Origin of the sequence: Pantoea cypripedii (assembly GCF_011395035.1) — a bacterium.
Classification (GTDB): Bacteria; Pseudomonadota; Gammaproteobacteria; order Enterobacterales; family Enterobacteriaceae; genus Pantoea; species Pantoea cypripedii_A.
Window position 1 is genome coordinate 1 of sequence record NZ_CP024770.1, and the last position, 15,182, is coordinate 15,182.

The 15,182-nt window shown below is 47.9% G+C and carries 13 protein-coding genes and 4 pseudogenes; 13 read left to right on the forward strand and 4 right to left on the reverse strand.

Going from position 1 to position 15,182, the window contains the following annotated elements; genetic code table 11:
- Positions 1 to 85: 85 nt before the first annotated feature.
- Positions 86 to 214 (reverse strand): annotated as a pseudogene (locus CUN67_RS30700) (transposase); the annotation flags it as partial.
- Positions 215 to 317: 103 nt separating this feature from the next.
- Between CUN67_RS30700 and CUN67_RS23345 the strand changes: the two are divergent.
- The 3 genes from CUN67_RS23345 (at position 318) to CUN67_RS23355 (ending at position 2,021) form a co-directional block, all read left to right on the forward strand.
- A complete protein-coding gene (locus CUN67_RS23345) occupies positions 318 to 593 on the forward strand; it encodes a hypothetical protein (RefSeq protein ID WP_208717871.1) in 276 nt (91 codons plus the stop codon).
- 468 nt (positions 594 to 1,061) lie between these two features.
- Positions 1,062 to 1,391, forward strand: coding sequence for a hypothetical protein (locus CUN67_RS23350; protein ID WP_208717872.1), 330 nt, complete (start codon positions 1,062 to 1,064; stop codon positions 1,389 to 1,391).
- Between the two features lie 141 nt (positions 1,392 to 1,532).
- Positions 1,533 to 2,021 (forward strand): DinB family protein, encoded by a 489-nt coding sequence (locus CUN67_RS23355; RefSeq protein ID WP_208717873.1) that lies wholly within the window; start codon positions 1,533 to 1,535, stop codon positions 2,019 to 2,021.
- 68 nt (positions 2,022 to 2,089) lie between these two features.
- Here CUN67_RS23355 and CUN67_RS23360 read toward each other — a convergent pair whose 3' ends face one another.
- Positions 2,090 to 2,884, reverse strand: a complete 795-nt coding sequence (locus CUN67_RS23360; RefSeq protein WP_208717874.1) for an MBL fold metallo-hydrolase — start codon at positions 2,882 to 2,884, stop codon at positions 2,090 to 2,092.
- A 343-nt stretch (positions 2,885 to 3,227) separates the two neighbouring features.
- On the opposite strand from CUN67_RS23360, the gene CUN67_RS23365 reads away from it, so the two are divergent.
- From CUN67_RS23365 to CUN67_RS23375, 3 genes and pseudogenes are all read left to right on the forward strand, one after another.
- On the forward strand, positions 3,228 to 4,130 hold the full coding sequence (locus CUN67_RS23365) for an Rpn family recombination-promoting nuclease/putative transposase (protein ID WP_208717875.1): 903 nt from the start codon (positions 3,228 to 3,230) through the stop codon (positions 4,128 to 4,130).
- Between the two features lie 137 nt (positions 4,131 to 4,267).
- Positions 4,268 to 4,513, forward strand: a pseudogene (locus CUN67_RS23370) (ISNCY family transposase); the annotation flags it as partial.
- Between the two features lie 153 nt (positions 4,514 to 4,666).
- Positions 4,667 to 4,864 carry an Rpn family recombination-promoting nuclease/putative transposase gene (locus CUN67_RS23375; protein WP_208717877.1) on the forward strand — a complete coding sequence of 66 codons (198 nt, stop codon included), beginning with the start codon at positions 4,667 to 4,669 and terminating at the stop codon, positions 4,862 to 4,864.
- A 47-nt stretch (positions 4,865 to 4,911) separates the two neighbouring features.
- Here the strand turns inward: CUN67_RS23375 and CUN67_RS30455 are convergent.
- Positions 4,912 to 5,025 (reverse strand): annotated as a pseudogene (locus CUN67_RS30455) (glutathione transferase); the annotation flags it as partial.
- Positions 5,026 to 5,218: 193 nt separating this feature from the next.
- Here CUN67_RS30455 and CUN67_RS23380 point away from each other — a divergent pair.
- Positions 5,219 to 6,337 carry an endonuclease domain-containing protein gene (locus CUN67_RS23380; RefSeq protein WP_217621315.1) on the forward strand — a complete coding sequence of 373 codons (1,119 nt, stop codon included), beginning with the start codon at positions 5,219 to 5,221 and terminating at the stop codon, positions 6,335 to 6,337.
- Positions 6,338 to 6,418: 81 nt separating this feature from the next.
- Here CUN67_RS23380 and CUN67_RS23385 read toward each other — a convergent pair whose 3' ends face one another.
- Entirely contained in the window at positions 6,419 to 6,634 is a 216-nt protein-coding gene (locus CUN67_RS23385) for a YdgH/BhsA/McbA-like domain containing protein (protein ID WP_084872098.1), read from the reverse strand.
- Positions 6,635 to 7,192: 558 nt separating this feature from the next.
- Between CUN67_RS23385 and CUN67_RS23390 the strand changes: the two genes are divergently transcribed.
- From CUN67_RS23390 to CUN67_RS23410, 6 genes and pseudogenes are all read left to right on the forward strand, one after another.
- A complete protein-coding gene (locus tag CUN67_RS23390; RefSeq protein ID WP_208717879.1) occupies positions 7,193 to 8,053 on the forward strand; it encodes an NAD(P)-dependent oxidoreductase in 861 nt (286 codons plus the stop codon).
- Positions 8,054 to 8,184: 131 nt separating this feature from the next.
- A pseudogene (locus CUN67_RS30465) lies at positions 8,185 to 8,310 on the forward strand (LacI family DNA-binding transcriptional regulator); the annotation flags it as partial.
- A 1,381-nt stretch (positions 8,311 to 9,691) separates the two neighbouring features.
- The gene (locus CUN67_RS23395) at positions 9,692 to 11,869 is read left to right on the forward strand and encodes a polysaccharide biosynthesis tyrosine autokinase (protein ID WP_208717880.1); all 2,178 of its coding nucleotides are present in this window, start codon (positions 9,692 to 9,694) and stop codon (positions 11,867 to 11,869) included.
- Positions 11,870 to 11,947: 78 nt separating this feature from the next.
- On the forward strand, positions 11,948 to 12,691 hold the full coding sequence (locus CUN67_RS23400) for a hypothetical protein (RefSeq protein ID WP_208717881.1): 744 nt from the start codon (positions 11,948 to 11,950) through the stop codon (positions 12,689 to 12,691).
- 111 nt (positions 12,692 to 12,802) lie between these two features.
- Entirely contained in the window at positions 12,803 to 12,973 is a 171-nt protein-coding gene (locus CUN67_RS23405) for a hypothetical protein (protein WP_208717882.1), read from the forward strand.
- 29 nt (positions 12,974 to 13,002) lie between these two features.
- On the forward strand, positions 13,003 to 15,153 hold the full coding sequence (locus CUN67_RS23410; protein ID WP_208717883.1) for a polysaccharide biosynthesis tyrosine autokinase: 2,151 nt from the start codon (positions 13,003 to 13,005) through the stop codon (positions 15,151 to 15,153).
- Positions 15,154 to 15,182 lie beyond the last annotated feature (29 nt).

A 15,182-nucleotide genomic window follows, 5' to 3' on the forward strand; every position in this document is an offset into this window, starting at 1 on the left:
GCGTTTTTGTTTTACGCCCCCGGGGCTTAGCGACGCGGCCCTCATTTTTCCAGAGACGCATCCATTTAAAGAGGAGGTTGTCGTTAACATTATGCTGTCGTGCCAGGGCGGCAACGCTGCCGTTTTCCTCAAGGGTTTTAAGCGCCATGTGAACCAGCCGGAGCTTAAATTCGGGCGTATAGCGCTGGCGTGTCAGAGATGTAGAGTCAGTCATCAGGTGTCCACCTAACCGGAATAAGTGGACGCTTAAATTACAGGGAGAGACGAAATTAACCAGACGGTGCTGGCTGCACGCTTACTGATAGCAGGAGGTTGGCATGAATGATAATAGACCAGTTCCCTGGCCCTGGGCGCAGGAAATTAAGAACAACCCCAGGATACTGAAAGACGGTGAGTCAATCATAATTGTTTGGCCATTGTCGGTTCAGAAGGATAGCCCTTTAGTGCAGGACTTACTTGGAAAAGTATGTCAGATACATCGTAAAGGTGATGTTCTTATCCAGGACATTGTTCCGGGTAGAATTACTATCTGTCTCGATGAAGATAGCAGGGTGATCGAGGTGTTTGAGGAGTCTCCCCTCCCACAGAGTTAAATTCAAAGTTGAGCCAGATCTTACCCAACAATGAATTTAAAGCCCGGAATTTATCAAGATGACGCAATACCAACCTGCACGTGGCGGACAGGTATCACAGCGTCATCTGTTCCTACTGGCACTGATAGAAAGACAGTAGATTAGCCCCTTAGATCATCAAGCGGACGGCAAATCCGATAAGAATGACGCTGAAAAAGAGTTGCTGAATGCGCTGAAAGCGGACGTTTCTATCAGGAAAACGGCCATAGATACCAGTGAGTAAACCCCGTAAGGACAAGAGCCAGACCCAGCCCATACAGATAGATAGCTCCTGCCCGATTCACGATATCTAACGTCCATGATTGCATCCTGAATAATGTCCTCAGTCCAAATGCTGCTGCTGTTAGCGTTAGTTTCTGTTAAACGGTGGTTTAGTGTTAAATTTGCATAAGTAACGTATTCGTCAAGAGCATTAGTAATAGGGACATTATGAAAATCAGTGAAGAACAACTTTTACAGTCTGGTTTTACCTGCAATGACCTGCAAAAGCTAAAGCGGTATCTTGTTAAGAAAGAACTGACCCTGGATATGGTGGTCAGTGACTTATCAAGACGTTTCCAGGCTGCAGTATGCCTAACCATAGGAATTGTGGCGATTTACATCGCCATCCTGCTGCTCGCCTCAAGAGAAAACATAATCTCTACAGGTATTGCGATGATTTTTGCGTTTCTCGTAGTCTGGTTCTTTCAGCCGCCGATTCTGGCCTGGAAATCCTGGTGTTTCCAAAAAAAGTGCCTTAGCGGGAAGAGCCATCCGTAGAGAGAAAATCAAAAATGATTTTTGCTTTCAGACCATAACCAACGATTCTCTAAAGGTGTTTGTTAATCTGGAGCAGATTCTAAGTTATTGTCCAGTATCTTATTGATATGATGGACCAATGTATAAGGCCGGGAACAGACCATGAGCACACAAACCATCGTTACAATGCTTAAATACAAGCGCTGGATCGATATCGAAACGTTAAAAGCGATTAAAGAAGTCGACACCTCTGCTAATGCAGAAAAACGACATCTGACGCTCCGCCTGATGAACCATATTTATGTCGTTGATATGATTTTCAGGGCCAACCTGACAGGGCAGCAGCATGGGTACACTGCGCTCAATACTCCGGAGACTCCCTCTGCTGATGAGCTGCTGAGTAAAATGGCCGCATGCACAGATTGGTATATCGAAGCGGTTAACGCCATGGCTGCAGAGGATCTCGCTGCTACGATAAAGTTCCAGTTCGTAGACGGCGGTGAGGGTGAAATGAAGGCCGTGGATATGCTTAATCATGTTTTGTTCCACGGGACATATCATCGCGGTGCGGTGGGCTGGCTACTTTCAGAGTGTGGAGTCACGCCTCCCAAAGACGTTTTGACGGTTTTCCTCAGAGACCATAATCAGTAGATCCGCCTGACTGCGCTCCTGATTTTCCAGATACTGGGTGGGTTTTTTAAACTACCCAGATGTCCGCTTCACACCCCGATACAGGCGATATATTTCTCCCCTGAACGACGTACAATTTCCCCCGCATTTCCCGTGATATTCCTTCCTTCAAACGCACCATAAAGTCTTGCAAACTTCACGGCACTCAGGCGCTGCACGATGTCCCGGACCGTTGCCGCCGGTAGCGGCAGCATGTTGGGGTAGCTCCACATAAAGGAGACGGCATTCGCCCCCGGGGTGACCTGGACAGTGTCCCCGCTAAGCAGTATCCCTTCATCCCACGCCCAGTGCAGCACGCAGCTACCTGCGAAATGCCCTCCGAGATGCATGACGGTGACGTCAGCAGCCAGTTTAATCGCGTCGCCTTCCCAGAGTCTGATATATGGGCTATCGCGCATGATCCACTGACGATCGCTGGTGTGCAGATATACCGGGGCGTCAAATTCGGCTGCCCATTCCTGCATGGTGGTGTAGAAATGCGGATGCGATATGGCGATGGCTTTGAGTCCACCCAGCGCGGAAATTAACGTTTTCGTGGCGTCGTCGAGAGTGGCTATGCAGTCCCACAAAATATTCCCTTCCGCTGTTCTCAGCAGGAACGCGCGTTGACCAATCGCAAAATCAGGCACGGTGGTGATGCTGAAGAGGCTGGTTTCGTGTTGTTGCCACTTATTGGTGTGTGAGGCGAGGAGGCCAGGTAAATCGACCCATTGCTGTCCTGTGTCAGGCACAAACTGCCTTGCATCTTCGCAGATTTTACATAGGTCCGGGGGAGTGCCGGTGATCGCATAGGATGTGCCGCAGGCTTTGCATAACATGATCATCGCGTCGTCCTCTCTGTCTCATGAGTATCCAATCAACATGGCATATCAACGCACCAGGGTGTGCCGGTTAGTGCTGCTTTTGCGTCCGATGTTCGTTATCCACCTGACCAGAAAACCGACTTAATAAGGCGAACGAAATGCTGAGGCGGGAAATATATGAGGGTATCGATAGCGGATCTCGGGGCCTAACTACCGACATTGCGCACAGAAAGCTGTATGAATAACCAGTAATCTATCAAAATTCTGCGGTTCAGGATCCTTTATTGAAATGCCCATAAGATCAAATGCATAGCAGATTTTTCGTCAATAGCAGGTGAGCACCATCCCCATCAAGGAGAAGGACATGTCGTACAGGAAAGCCAGGAGAGGGAAAAATGCCACCCCAACCCCGCATGACCTTGTATTTAAGCAGTTTCTGACTCACCCCGATACCGCCCGGGATTTCATGCAGCTTCACCTCCCGGCAGAGCTGCAGTCCGTCTGTGACTTCAGAACCCTTAAGCTGGAATCAGGAAGTTTTGTTGAGGAAAGTCTGCGTCCCTACTTTAGTGACGTTCTCTACAGTCTGAAGACCACAACCGGTGATGATGGCTACGTGCATGTGCTCATCGAGCATCAGTCTTCCCCGGACAGACATATGGCTTTCAGGCTTCTTCGCTACGCAGTGGCAGCCATGCAACGCCACCTGGACGCCGGGCACAAAAAACTTCCGCTGGTGATACCGGTATTGTTTTACACCGGTAAGCGCAGCCCTTATCCGTATTCAACCCGCTGGCTGGATGAATTCAGCGATCCGATTCTGGCCGGGAAGCTCTACAACAAGGGGTTCCCGCTGGTTGATGTCACCGTCATTCCTGATGCTGAAATCATGGAACACCGCAGTATGGCGGCCCTGACTTTGATACAGAAACACATTCACCGACGCGATCTGGCTGAGCTGCTGGATAATCTGGCCACTCTTTTGCAGACGAAACCCATGACAGGACAGCAGTTTGTTTCGCTGATAAACTACGTTGTGCAGGCAGGCGAAACTTCAAACGCAGAAGCCTTTGTACGTAAACTGGCACGGCAAGTGCCGAAACACGAGGACGAACTGATGACTATCGCGGAACAACTTGAACAGAAGGGCTTCGAGAAAGGTAAACTCGAAGTTGCCCGTAATATGTTGCTGAACGGCATGGACCGTAGCACCGTCATGAGAATGACCGGTCTGACCGAAGAACAGCTGTCACAGATTAAGCACTAATCTATACCTCGCCTGTATCCTCCCCGAACAACCGTTTTTCTGATACTGACAGGACGGGGAGGTAACCACATTAAACCTGGTGTTCTGCCTTACTATCGGAGGCATTTATTGAATTTACAGGTGGACGGGCACAGTGAGTGCCAAATTTCGAGGATGAACTGATGACTATCGCGGAACAGCTTGAACAGAAGGGCTTCGAGAAGGGCATCCAGCTCGGTGAACAACGCGGAATCGAGAAAGGCGAACAACGCGGAATCGAGAAAGGTGAACAACGCGGAATCGAGAAAGTTGCCCGAAGTCTGTTGCTGAACGGCATGGACCTTTGCACCGTCATGAGAATGACCGGTCTGACCGAAGAACAATTATCACAGATAAAGCACTAATCTATACCTCGCCTCTATCCTCCCTGAACAACCGTTTTTCTGATACTGACAGGACGGGGAGGTAACCACATTAAACCTGATATTCTGCCTTACTATCGGAAGCATTAATTGAATTTACAGGCGCACTGAGTGCCAAATTTTGAGGATAAACTGATGACAATCGCACAACAACTTGAAATGAAGGGCTTCGTAATTGGATTCGTAATTGGCTTCAAACGGGGTATGTGGATCGGTGAACAAAAAGGTAAACGTCAAGTTGCCCGAAATATGTTGCTGAACGGCATGGATCGCATCACCGTGATGCAAATGACCGGCCTGACCGAAGACGACTTGTCACAGATTGACCACTGATCGGTCCCTGTCGCCATCAGATTGTTGCCAAACTCTGCTCAGCCAGACTAGAAAAACTCCATCCCGTCATAAGGATGAGCCATGCAGGCGCTGAGTCGGCTCTCCAAATCCCCGTCATGAACTTCCAGCTTGTGTCCATCCGGATCCAAAAAATAGATCGATTAACATCACTCACGGCGATGGTTAGGCGATTTATTCCGTTAAGCACGCGAAACCTCGTTAGCAGGATGGAGGAGGATGTCATTGAGCCATAAAACGCTCCATATTCAAACGGGTGTCTGTGATAATGCCACCAGGAATATTATTGACGTGTCAAAATGCCCATTGCAGAGGCATACAAATAAACAACGATAAGTGATTTACGACAACAGGGGTGTAGGTGTGCAGGATAATAAAAATAAGACCATCTGGCGTCGCGTTGGGATTATCGCGGTGCTGTTGCCCGTCTGCTTCTTCTTTCCATTTATGTTGCTGGTTATCGGCTGGCTGATATGGACTATCTATCAAGATTTGAAGACCCCCTCAGTCATCAGCGTTCCACCCGCGCCCACCTGGCGTGATGTGAAAGCGGGCGATGAGGACTGGCTCAGTCAATTCTGTGCTGGTTGTGAGTCACCCGCTGAAGAACAGTTTCTTCGTGCGATGGTTACCGCGTTTAATCTCACACCGGATAACGGAAAATTAATCTCCGCCACATTAACGCTGGAAATGCAGGTAAGCGTAGGGAACTACCGCTTTGATTTTCTGGCGAACGGTCGCCAGGTGATTGAGATTGACGGTGCTGCGTGGCACTCGTCCCCGGAACAAAAGGAGCGCGATCGCATCCGTGATGAGTTTTCTGTTGGCGAGGGTTACGGCGTTTTACGTATTCCGGCGAAAGTGGTTTTCAACACCCCCGACCAGGCCATCAGCCAGGTCAAAGACGCTATTGCGGCGACACCACGCTATACCCGGCCAGTCAAACCGCAGTCTGCAGCACCACGCAAAAGTTTCTCTCAACACCTCAGTGCAATTGCAGACGGAGTGAACGCGCTGGATCGCTTCGTAGACGATGCCAGTACGAAGCAGAAGGCGCTGGCTGAGTTTAAGTCGGCCATCCGCAACGAGCAGATGTTACTCGAAGCACTGGTATCGGAAACAGAGCGCGACATAAGTCGTGATGCCATGCCGCCATTAGCCCGCAAAAATTACGAGAATCTTAAGGCTAAACTTGAAGCGCAAGACGATGGCAAGGTGAAAGTATCGCGTGAAGAGATTTACCGATGGAAAACGATTATTCAAGCCGCTCCGAACGATGATCTGGAAATACAGGGGCAGATCGAAAGGGAATATCAGCATGAAATGGTTCAGCGGCACCAGCGGATGACGCAGCTCAAACAGCGCTGCGCGGATGATCCGGATTTTGCGTGGCGTTTTCGCCTGAAAGTTGAAGAAACCCACTTCCCTGAAGCAGACGTTATTTTTGGTGTGTGAAAAACGTTAAAACGGGTTCAGATGCGAAAAAGGCCGCCCCATGGGGCGACCTCTTCCGGCACTTCCTTTTGCGACCATCTGTTATTTGTACAGTTCAGCGGTCATGTGCACACGGTTATTGGTGTTGGCTTCGGTAATTTTATACTGATCGCCATGCTGCGCGGCCTGAGCGGCAACCTGAGCTTCAGCACCGTCCAGAGTATCGGCGGTAACAGAGATGCTCTGTGCGAAGCTGGCAGCTGACATCAGAGAAAGAGCGGCGGCAGCGGCGATGGTCATTGCTTTGATAGTTTTCATGGTCTTATTCCTTAGTTTGTTTGGTGGAAGACAGTGTGTCTTCGATGGGAATAATGATAACCATGGTAACCATTAGCATATTAACAATAAATGCGGGTATTGTGATCATGCTAACTATCACGGTGATAGGGCATACCTATATGCGCTGTACGGATTGAAGGAACACTCCCCGGCAAACCTTCGTTCAGGCTAACCCTGGTCATCAACAAAGTTTTCCCACAACGCCTCTATAGTCCGGGACATTCTCGCTGCTGGCCGGAAAAGCCTGATATCAATCGGTACCCGGAGTGCGCTTTTTTTACCAGCAGCGGCAATCGTACCAGCTTCAACATCCGGACCTTTCCCACTAATATACTAAACGATATATATGTTGACGGGCTGACTTTTACGTTATTAATATACCGATTGATACACATGTGAACGCCAGTCGACTCGCCTTCACATTTCAGTTCAATCTTGCCTTTAAGGATGTCAGTCCATAATCAGTGAGTGGCTGACAACATAACGCTGTCAAAAGCTTCACGATTTCTCACCTCATTAAGATAGAAGGATCATGATATGGAGATAGGAATCATTGGTCTGGGGGCGATGGCGCGCGCAATGGCCCTCAACCTGGTGGCTGCGGGCAATAAAGTCAGGTGCTGGAACCGCTCCGGTGGAGAAGTGCAGGGCGTGCAGATGGTGGATACGCCCGCCGAAGCCTTTCAGGCTGATGCCGTGCTGACGATGCTATCGGATGATGCGGCGATACGCAGCGTGCTGCTGGAAGGAAATGTACTCGCGCAGGCGAAACCGGGCGTTGTGCATGTCGTGAGTTCGACCATCTCGGTGGCATTTTCACATGAGCTGGCAGAACACCATCACCAGGCAGGAGTCACCTATGTGGCGGCGCCCGTACTGGGTCGGCCCGATGTGGCCGCAAAAGGCGAGCTTAACATCCTGGCTGCCGGCGATCCGGCGGCATTGCAACGTCTGCAGCCGGTGCTGGATGTAATCGGCAAGCGCACCTGGCAGCTCGGAGAGCACCCGCCGGGGGCACATGCAGCCAAAATCGCCTGCAATATGATGATTGCGATGGCGATTGAATCAATGGCCGAAGCCGTTGCTCTGACGGACGCCAATAATGTGCCGCGCAGTGACTTCTTTGAGTTGATGCTGGGAACGCTGTTTGGCAGTCGTTCCTATCAGGTGTATTCGGCGATCATCACTGAAGGAAAATACCAGCCGGGTTTTAAAGCTGAGCTGGGACTCAAAGACCTGCGTCTGGCGAGCGAGGCGGCGCAGCACCTGGCCGCACCGCTTCCTGCTCTGGCGGCAGTACATGAACAGATGCGCAAGGCCGTCGAGGCGGGAGGCGCAGAGCGTGACTGGTCGATAATGGCTGATTACACACTGCGGCAAGCACGCGGACCATATTAAAGCGGTCGGGCTGACCGCGTTAGCCCACGGAGCGACTGTAAATCCTAAAGCCACTCAAAGTGACTTAGGTAGGTTGCAGTGAAGTGGGAATCCTCGCCCTTTAGGGCGGGGAGCAGTGAAATCAGTATCCGCGGATCCGCGAGTTGTTGCCGACGCGTTTGGTTATCCGTCAGTCAACCTGGCCTTGCGTAGGAGATACCGGGGATGAGAAAGAATCTGTCATTGCGCAATTAAAATCGCTGGTGGAAAAATTATGAAGATGTTGCGTTCAGAGGAACGATCTGCAAGACACTTCTCCCTTACCGGCTTCAGGGACGATTTTATTTACCGCAGATAAACGACGCTTAGCCAGGCATAATGATATTACTTAACAATAAATCATGAATGCGAGACAGGGGTTATTAAAATCCATTAATGTTCATTCATAACCTAAATGACGTGGGTATAGGCATGACCTTGTTATAAAGCATGCTATTAAGATAAATCGCAACGACAGTTAATTAAACATTAAAAGGAAATAAAGTAATGAGAGCGAGGGATATCGAATGGACACCAGATAAGAATCGCTATGGCTGCGGATACATGGGAGTGCAATAGTCAACGATGACTACTTTAGAGTGGGGGTAATAAGCGCGTAAAATCCCCGGAAACAGGAAGCTGAAGACATTATCTTCCCGATCAGTTTTGACCTGAGTCTCATTCAATTCGGCGAATTGTAACACTCTGTTGTCAGATGGTTTTTTTGAGATTTATCACCTCATGGCCTTGAGCCTGCATACCCTGTCATATCAAGGCCTATCACCTCTTTCCCACAATCGCTATAAGATAATCACTAAATCAAATACCGTCTCATGGATGCCTGAAAAAGCCGATATGTTCGGCGAATTGTTGTGCAAAGAGAATATTCAGTGCATCTAATGTCGTTATGGATTAATTCCTAAAAGCATCAAAATTCCCAAAAATTCTCTCTTTAAAAACCGAAGGTTAGTCATTTTTATATGCCGGGCGTCTCTGTTTTATTACCCGGCAATCTATTCTATGGAAAGAAATGCAACCTGCTGGTAAACGATGGTTAGATGTCAGGAGCAGGTTGTTATTTACTCTGCGATGTCAGCATTTCTTGTATTTTCGGAAAGAGGCTATATTCTTTTCAACTTAATAGGCAGATAGTGCCATCCAGGACGAAGACATTTTCTTGCAGGCTATCTGGTATGGCGATCTCTATTTTATTTTTTCTGCCTGCGTCCTGGTTCCTGAACATTTTTTACCGGTGAGTAGTAAATAATGGGTTAAGTAAATGGATGAAAACAGTGTGGCGAAAAATATCTGGCTACCAATCCATTGATACCAATAATTAATAGAGTCATTGCAGCCGAAACGGTGATTTCCAGACAATAGCTGGAAGGTGAAATTATAAAATATCCCTACCGTATCGGCATTCGTGATGTGCTGATGGTTGCGCGTTCGCCTCAGGTAAGAGGAAAAAATCATGCTATTTGGGCACGGGTTAGGCCAGCGGGTCGTTAACAATCCCTGGCACCAAAACACGGAAGCTTGCGAACCGTTTATCAACTTATCGATCAGGCCTGTAAACGTGGGGCAAAAAGGCTCACTGGCTGATTACACAGGAATCATGGCATGACAACGGCTATCAAACATAAAATCGTCACCGCCGAATCAGATGAAATCGATTTGGGGCGCGCATACGGTGAGCTGCTCGATCATCGTAAATTGATTATTGGTGCGGTAATCGTTTCTACCATGATTGCCATAACCTATGCGTTATTTGCCACGCCGGTTTATCAGGCAAATGCGATGGTCCGGATTGAGAAAAATCAGGGTAATGCCATCCTTGAAAGTATTAACCAGATACTGCCGGATACTCAGTCAGTTGCCAAACCCGAAATAGCCTTGCTGCAATCGCGGATGATCCTGGGGAAAACTGTTGATGATTTGAATTTACAGGCCGTCATTAGCCAGAACTATTTTCCCATCTTTGGCCGCGGCTGGGCGAGGATGACCGGAGAGGTGCCGGGTAAAATCAGCATCAACCGGTTATATATGCCGCGAACTTCTGCTGGCGTCCCGCGTATTACCTTGACGGTTCTGGATAACAACCGCTTTCACGTTGCGGGTGACAACGTTCAGTTTGATGGTGAAGTGGGAAAACTCATTACCCGTGATGGCATTGCACTGAATGTTGACGCGATGAACGCGCAACCGGGTACCCAATTTACTATTACCTGGCTCTCACGTCTGGCCGCCATTGCTAACCTGCAGGATGCATTCAGTGTCGAGGACCAGGGGAAAGATACCGGGATCCTGCTGCTGAGATTGAGCAGTGACGACAAAGCCTGGGCAGCTTCGACCCTCAACAATATCACCCAGAACTATTTAGATCAGAACGTCATCCGACAATCGGCCCAGGATTCGCAAAGTCTCAATTTTATCGGCCAGCAACTGCCCCAGGTGCGTAGTGACCTCGATGCCGCCGAAGATAAACTGAATCATTATCGTAGCCAGAAAGATTCAGTGGATTTATCGCTGGAAGCAAAATCCCTGCTTGATCAGATGGTGAATGTCGATAGCCAGCTGAATGAGCTGACTTTCCTCGAAGCGGATATTTCCAAGCTGTATACCAAAGGTCATCCAACCTATAAGACGCTACTTGAAAAGCGTCAGACCTTATTGCAGGAACGCGATAACCTGAATAAGCGCGCCGCAGAAATGCCCGCTACCCAGCAGGAAGTTGAACGCCTGAGCCGCGATGTGGATTCTGGCCGCGCAGTTTACATGCAACTGATCAATCGTCAACAGGAGCTGGATATTTCGAAGAACAGCGTTATCGGCAATGTACGTATTATTGATTCGGCCGTCACGCAACCGAAACCCGTCCAGCCACAAAAACCGATGGTGGTTGTCACTGGTCTGCTTTTAGGTTTGATGTTTGCACTCCTTGTGATCGTGCTGAAAATTCTGCTGCGCCGCAGAATTGAATCTCCTGAGCAGTTGGAAGAACAGGGTATTAGCGTGTATGCCAGTGTCCCTATGTCCGAATGGCTAAGTAAGCTGAATAACAGCGGGAAAGTAAAACGCTTCAAAGGGAAAAGCTCCGTCGCAGAGAGCAAGTTCCTGGCGATCGAAAATCCTGCTGATATCGCTATTGAAGCATTGCGCAGCCTGCGCACCAGCCTTTACTTTGCCATGCTGCAGGCGAGAAATAATGTTCTGATGATCTCGGGTCCCACACAACATGCGGGTAAGACATTTATCGCCAGTAACTTAGCGGCGGTGATGGCTCAGTCAGGCAAGAGAGTTTTATTTATTGATGCCGATATGCGCAGAGGCTATGTCCATAAACTGTTCAACCATAAAGGCACGAAAGGGCTGTCAGACATTATCAGTGGCAACGTCAACCCTGACGAGTTAGATAAGAAGATTCCCTGCGTCGGCTTCGATTTTATATGTCGCGGGAGCATTCCACCTAACCCTGCGGAATTATTGTCACATTACAGATTTGAAAGATTTTTAGCATGGGCATCCAGTAATTATGATCTGGTTCTTGTCGATACCGCCCCCATTCTGGCCGTGACTGATGCAGCAATTATTGGACGCCATGCAGGTACATCCATGCTGGTGGCACGTTTTGAGGTCAACACGCTCAAGGAAGTTGACGTCAGTATTAAACGTTTCGAAAGTGCAGGGGTGGAAATTAAAGGATGCATTCTTAATGGTGTGGTCAATAAGGCCAGTAGTTATTATGTCTACGGATATAGCCAATATAACTACGCATATGCGGAAAACAAAAATGGATAATCGCTGCGGGTAAATGACATTGTCGTCCCGAAAAAGTGGCTGCTTCTAAACGCTAAACTCAATAGTTAAGGGTTTCCTATGCGTAAAACAATTTTCGTCGTAATTTTAAGCGGTAAAAATTATAAAGACTCACAAGTACTGAATTGCATGATGAACAGAACCTACGCTGATACCGATCTTCTGATCATCAATAGGGGACCGAATCCATTACAATTTGATAAAGACTTTATTCATACGCTGGGCTTTTTTGTGAATAGTATCGATATTAAAGAGTCGATTGGTGACCTGCCACTCGGGGAAGTGTGCAACAATGTCATCAGGATGAATGACAGATATGAAAGATTCATATTTTTTGATGATGACAGCATTCTGAACAAAGAATATATAAAAAGATTGGATCGTTACCATCAACATGGCGTGGATTTACAAATACCCAGCATTCGTGGTCGGCTTGATGGTAAGGTTTATTTTCCCATCATTAATGATTCGGTTTGTAAAACCAGCGATGGTTTGACGATTAACACAGAAGTGAACGTAAAATCATTAGGTTTGGGGTTGGTGATCTATCGTTCTTTGGTGGAAAAGTTTTCTGCAATAAGTGCGGGTGTGTTCGACAACCATTTCACCCTGAATGGTTGTGATACCGGTTTTTTTAGTCGGCTCGAATTGCTGAAAATGGAAAAGATTGATGTAGCGATACAGGTGGTCAATACGCTGAACTACTCACTGGCGCAATCTCACGATTTAACCAGTAAATGGCGTTTGCTCGATAAGATAAGGGACGGATTCTTATCCGTGAAAGTCAGTCGGTTTCGCTATTGAAACGAGTTGTTATCAATGATGTTTTTGCGAAAGAGATGGTTTTGTATTTATAAAGTTTTTACAACAAACACTTAAAATAATCAGTGATGTAATTGATTGGATTTACTTTATATGACTACTTTACAGCAGCGCATACACGTTAACGCCGCCTTGTTAATCTCTCTGGCATTGATTCATTTTATGGCGCACTCGCCACTGGCAGCCATTACTGCGAAATATCTCAATCTGGAGATTGCCGCAGATATTTGCCTGTCTGTCATGTGGCGCGGGCTATGCCTGTAAATTATGCAGCAAGATAACAGGATGAAATCATGGCCACAAAACCCGTTGTGAGTATTTATAGGCAAGAAGAAGATGGCATTGAGGTAAACCGACTCTGTGCAGAGTTGCTTGACTCCCGTCATTTAATTCTGGGGATCACCACTGGTTTTATGCTAATGGCTTTGGGCTACGCCTTTCTATTGCCCGCCACCTACCAGGCAAACGCGCTGATTCAGGTAGAACCAGAACCGACCAACACCGTGCTGGCCGGCCGCAGCAGTCTGTTGCCAGACGGTAAGCCGGTCTCTTCGATAGATGTGAAGATGTTACAGTCAAGACAGATCATCGGTGAGACAGTTGACGACCTGAATTTGCAGGCCAGTGTTCAGCCGAAGCGTTTACCTCTGATTGGTAATGTACTGGCGCGGTTGACGGGTGAAACCGGGGGCGAAATGGAGGTAAGCCAGCTCTATCTCCCCGGAGCAACGGACGATAAAACTGACCAGGCAACATTAACGGTCATTGATAGTCACCACTACCAGGTTGATTATCATAATAAATCCTTTATTGGTGAAACCGGTAAGGTGGCCGGTCAGGCGGGGATGAAGATTCTGGTAGAAAGAATGAGTGCCCTGCCTGGTGCGCAATTTATCGCAACCTATACCTCACGGTTGAATGCAATCAACGCGGTGATGCGTAATCTGACGGTACTGGACCCTGTTATAAATAGCGGCATGCTGAACCTGACACTAACAGGTAATAGCCGCAGCGAAACCATTAAGATTCTGGACAATATTGCATCGCATTATCTGAGCCAGAATATCAGCGAGCAGTCTGCGCAGGATAGTCAAAGCCTGGCGTATTTAGATCAGCAACTGCCGATTGTCCGCAGTGATTTAGATCACTTTGAAGATAAACTCAATGCTGCCAGGGAGATGAATGGGACGATTGATCTGCCGTTAGAAGCGCAGTCAGTTCTCGACCAGTCGGTCGCTATTGATAGCCAGCTGAATGACCTCACCATCAGCGAATCTGAAATCGCACAGCTTTATACCCGGGATCATCCGGCTTATAAGATCCTGCTCGATAAACGTAATACGCTGCTGACAGCGAAAGCGAAGTTGAATGAGAAAATTTCCGCGATGCCACTTATCCAGCAGGAGATATTGCGTCTGACGCGCAACGTGGATTCTAAGCACGAAATTTACATGCGGTTACTGGCCAGGCAGCAGGAACTTAAAGTCGCGGTCTCCGGAGCGATTGGCAATGTACGTATCGTCGATAGCGCGGCAGATGATTCCGACTCACTTTCATTACAAAAACTGATTATTGTTGTGCAGGGGTTGCTGCTGGGGCTTTTTGTTTCAGCGACGGTTATTTTTATCAGAATAGCGATGAATAAAGCGGTGGAAGCTGCAGATGAGCTGGAACAACGGGGACTGGCGGTGTATGCCAGCATTCCGTTTTCAGAATGGCTGGAAAAGAGAAACCGGAAAAAAACTTATCAAAAGTCATCGGCTTTTCTGCTTCGGGAAAATCCCGGCGATCTGGCAATTGAGGCGATGCGCAGCCTGCGCACTAACCTGTATTTCGCCATGCTTGAAGCTCGCAATAATATTCTGATGATTTCCGGTGCCAGTGCGAGCGCAGGGAAAACCTTTGTCAGTACCAACTTCAGTGCGGTGATGGCACAAGCCGGGAAAAAAGTGTTGTTGATTGATGCGGATTTAAGAAGGGGAACAGCGCATCAGATCTTCAATATTCAGGGGAATGCAGGGCTATCGGAGATACTCACTGCGGATTATCCGATTTCATCAATCCTGCCTGCTGAAATTAGTGACAGTCTGCATTTTATCGGACGTGGAAAAGTTGTTCAGGGTTTTACTGAGCTCCTGATGAGCAAAAGATTTGGTGAGCTAATGCGCTGGGCAGAGAAAAATTACGATTTAGTGGTGGTAGATACTCCACCGGTTCTGGCGGTTACGGATGCGGAAATTATTGGTACCTATGCCGGAACAACCATGATAGTCGTGCGATGTGCAAAAAATACGTTAAAGGAAATTGAAATCAGCCAGCGACGTTTTGAACGCAACGGTATTACCGTTAATGGCTTTATTCTGAATGGGGCGAAAATCCGTGCCAATGGTTATTACAGCTACAGCGATATCCAATATTCTTATGAATCCGTAGGGAAAGGTTAACAATGATTTTTCGCGAATAATTACGCAGC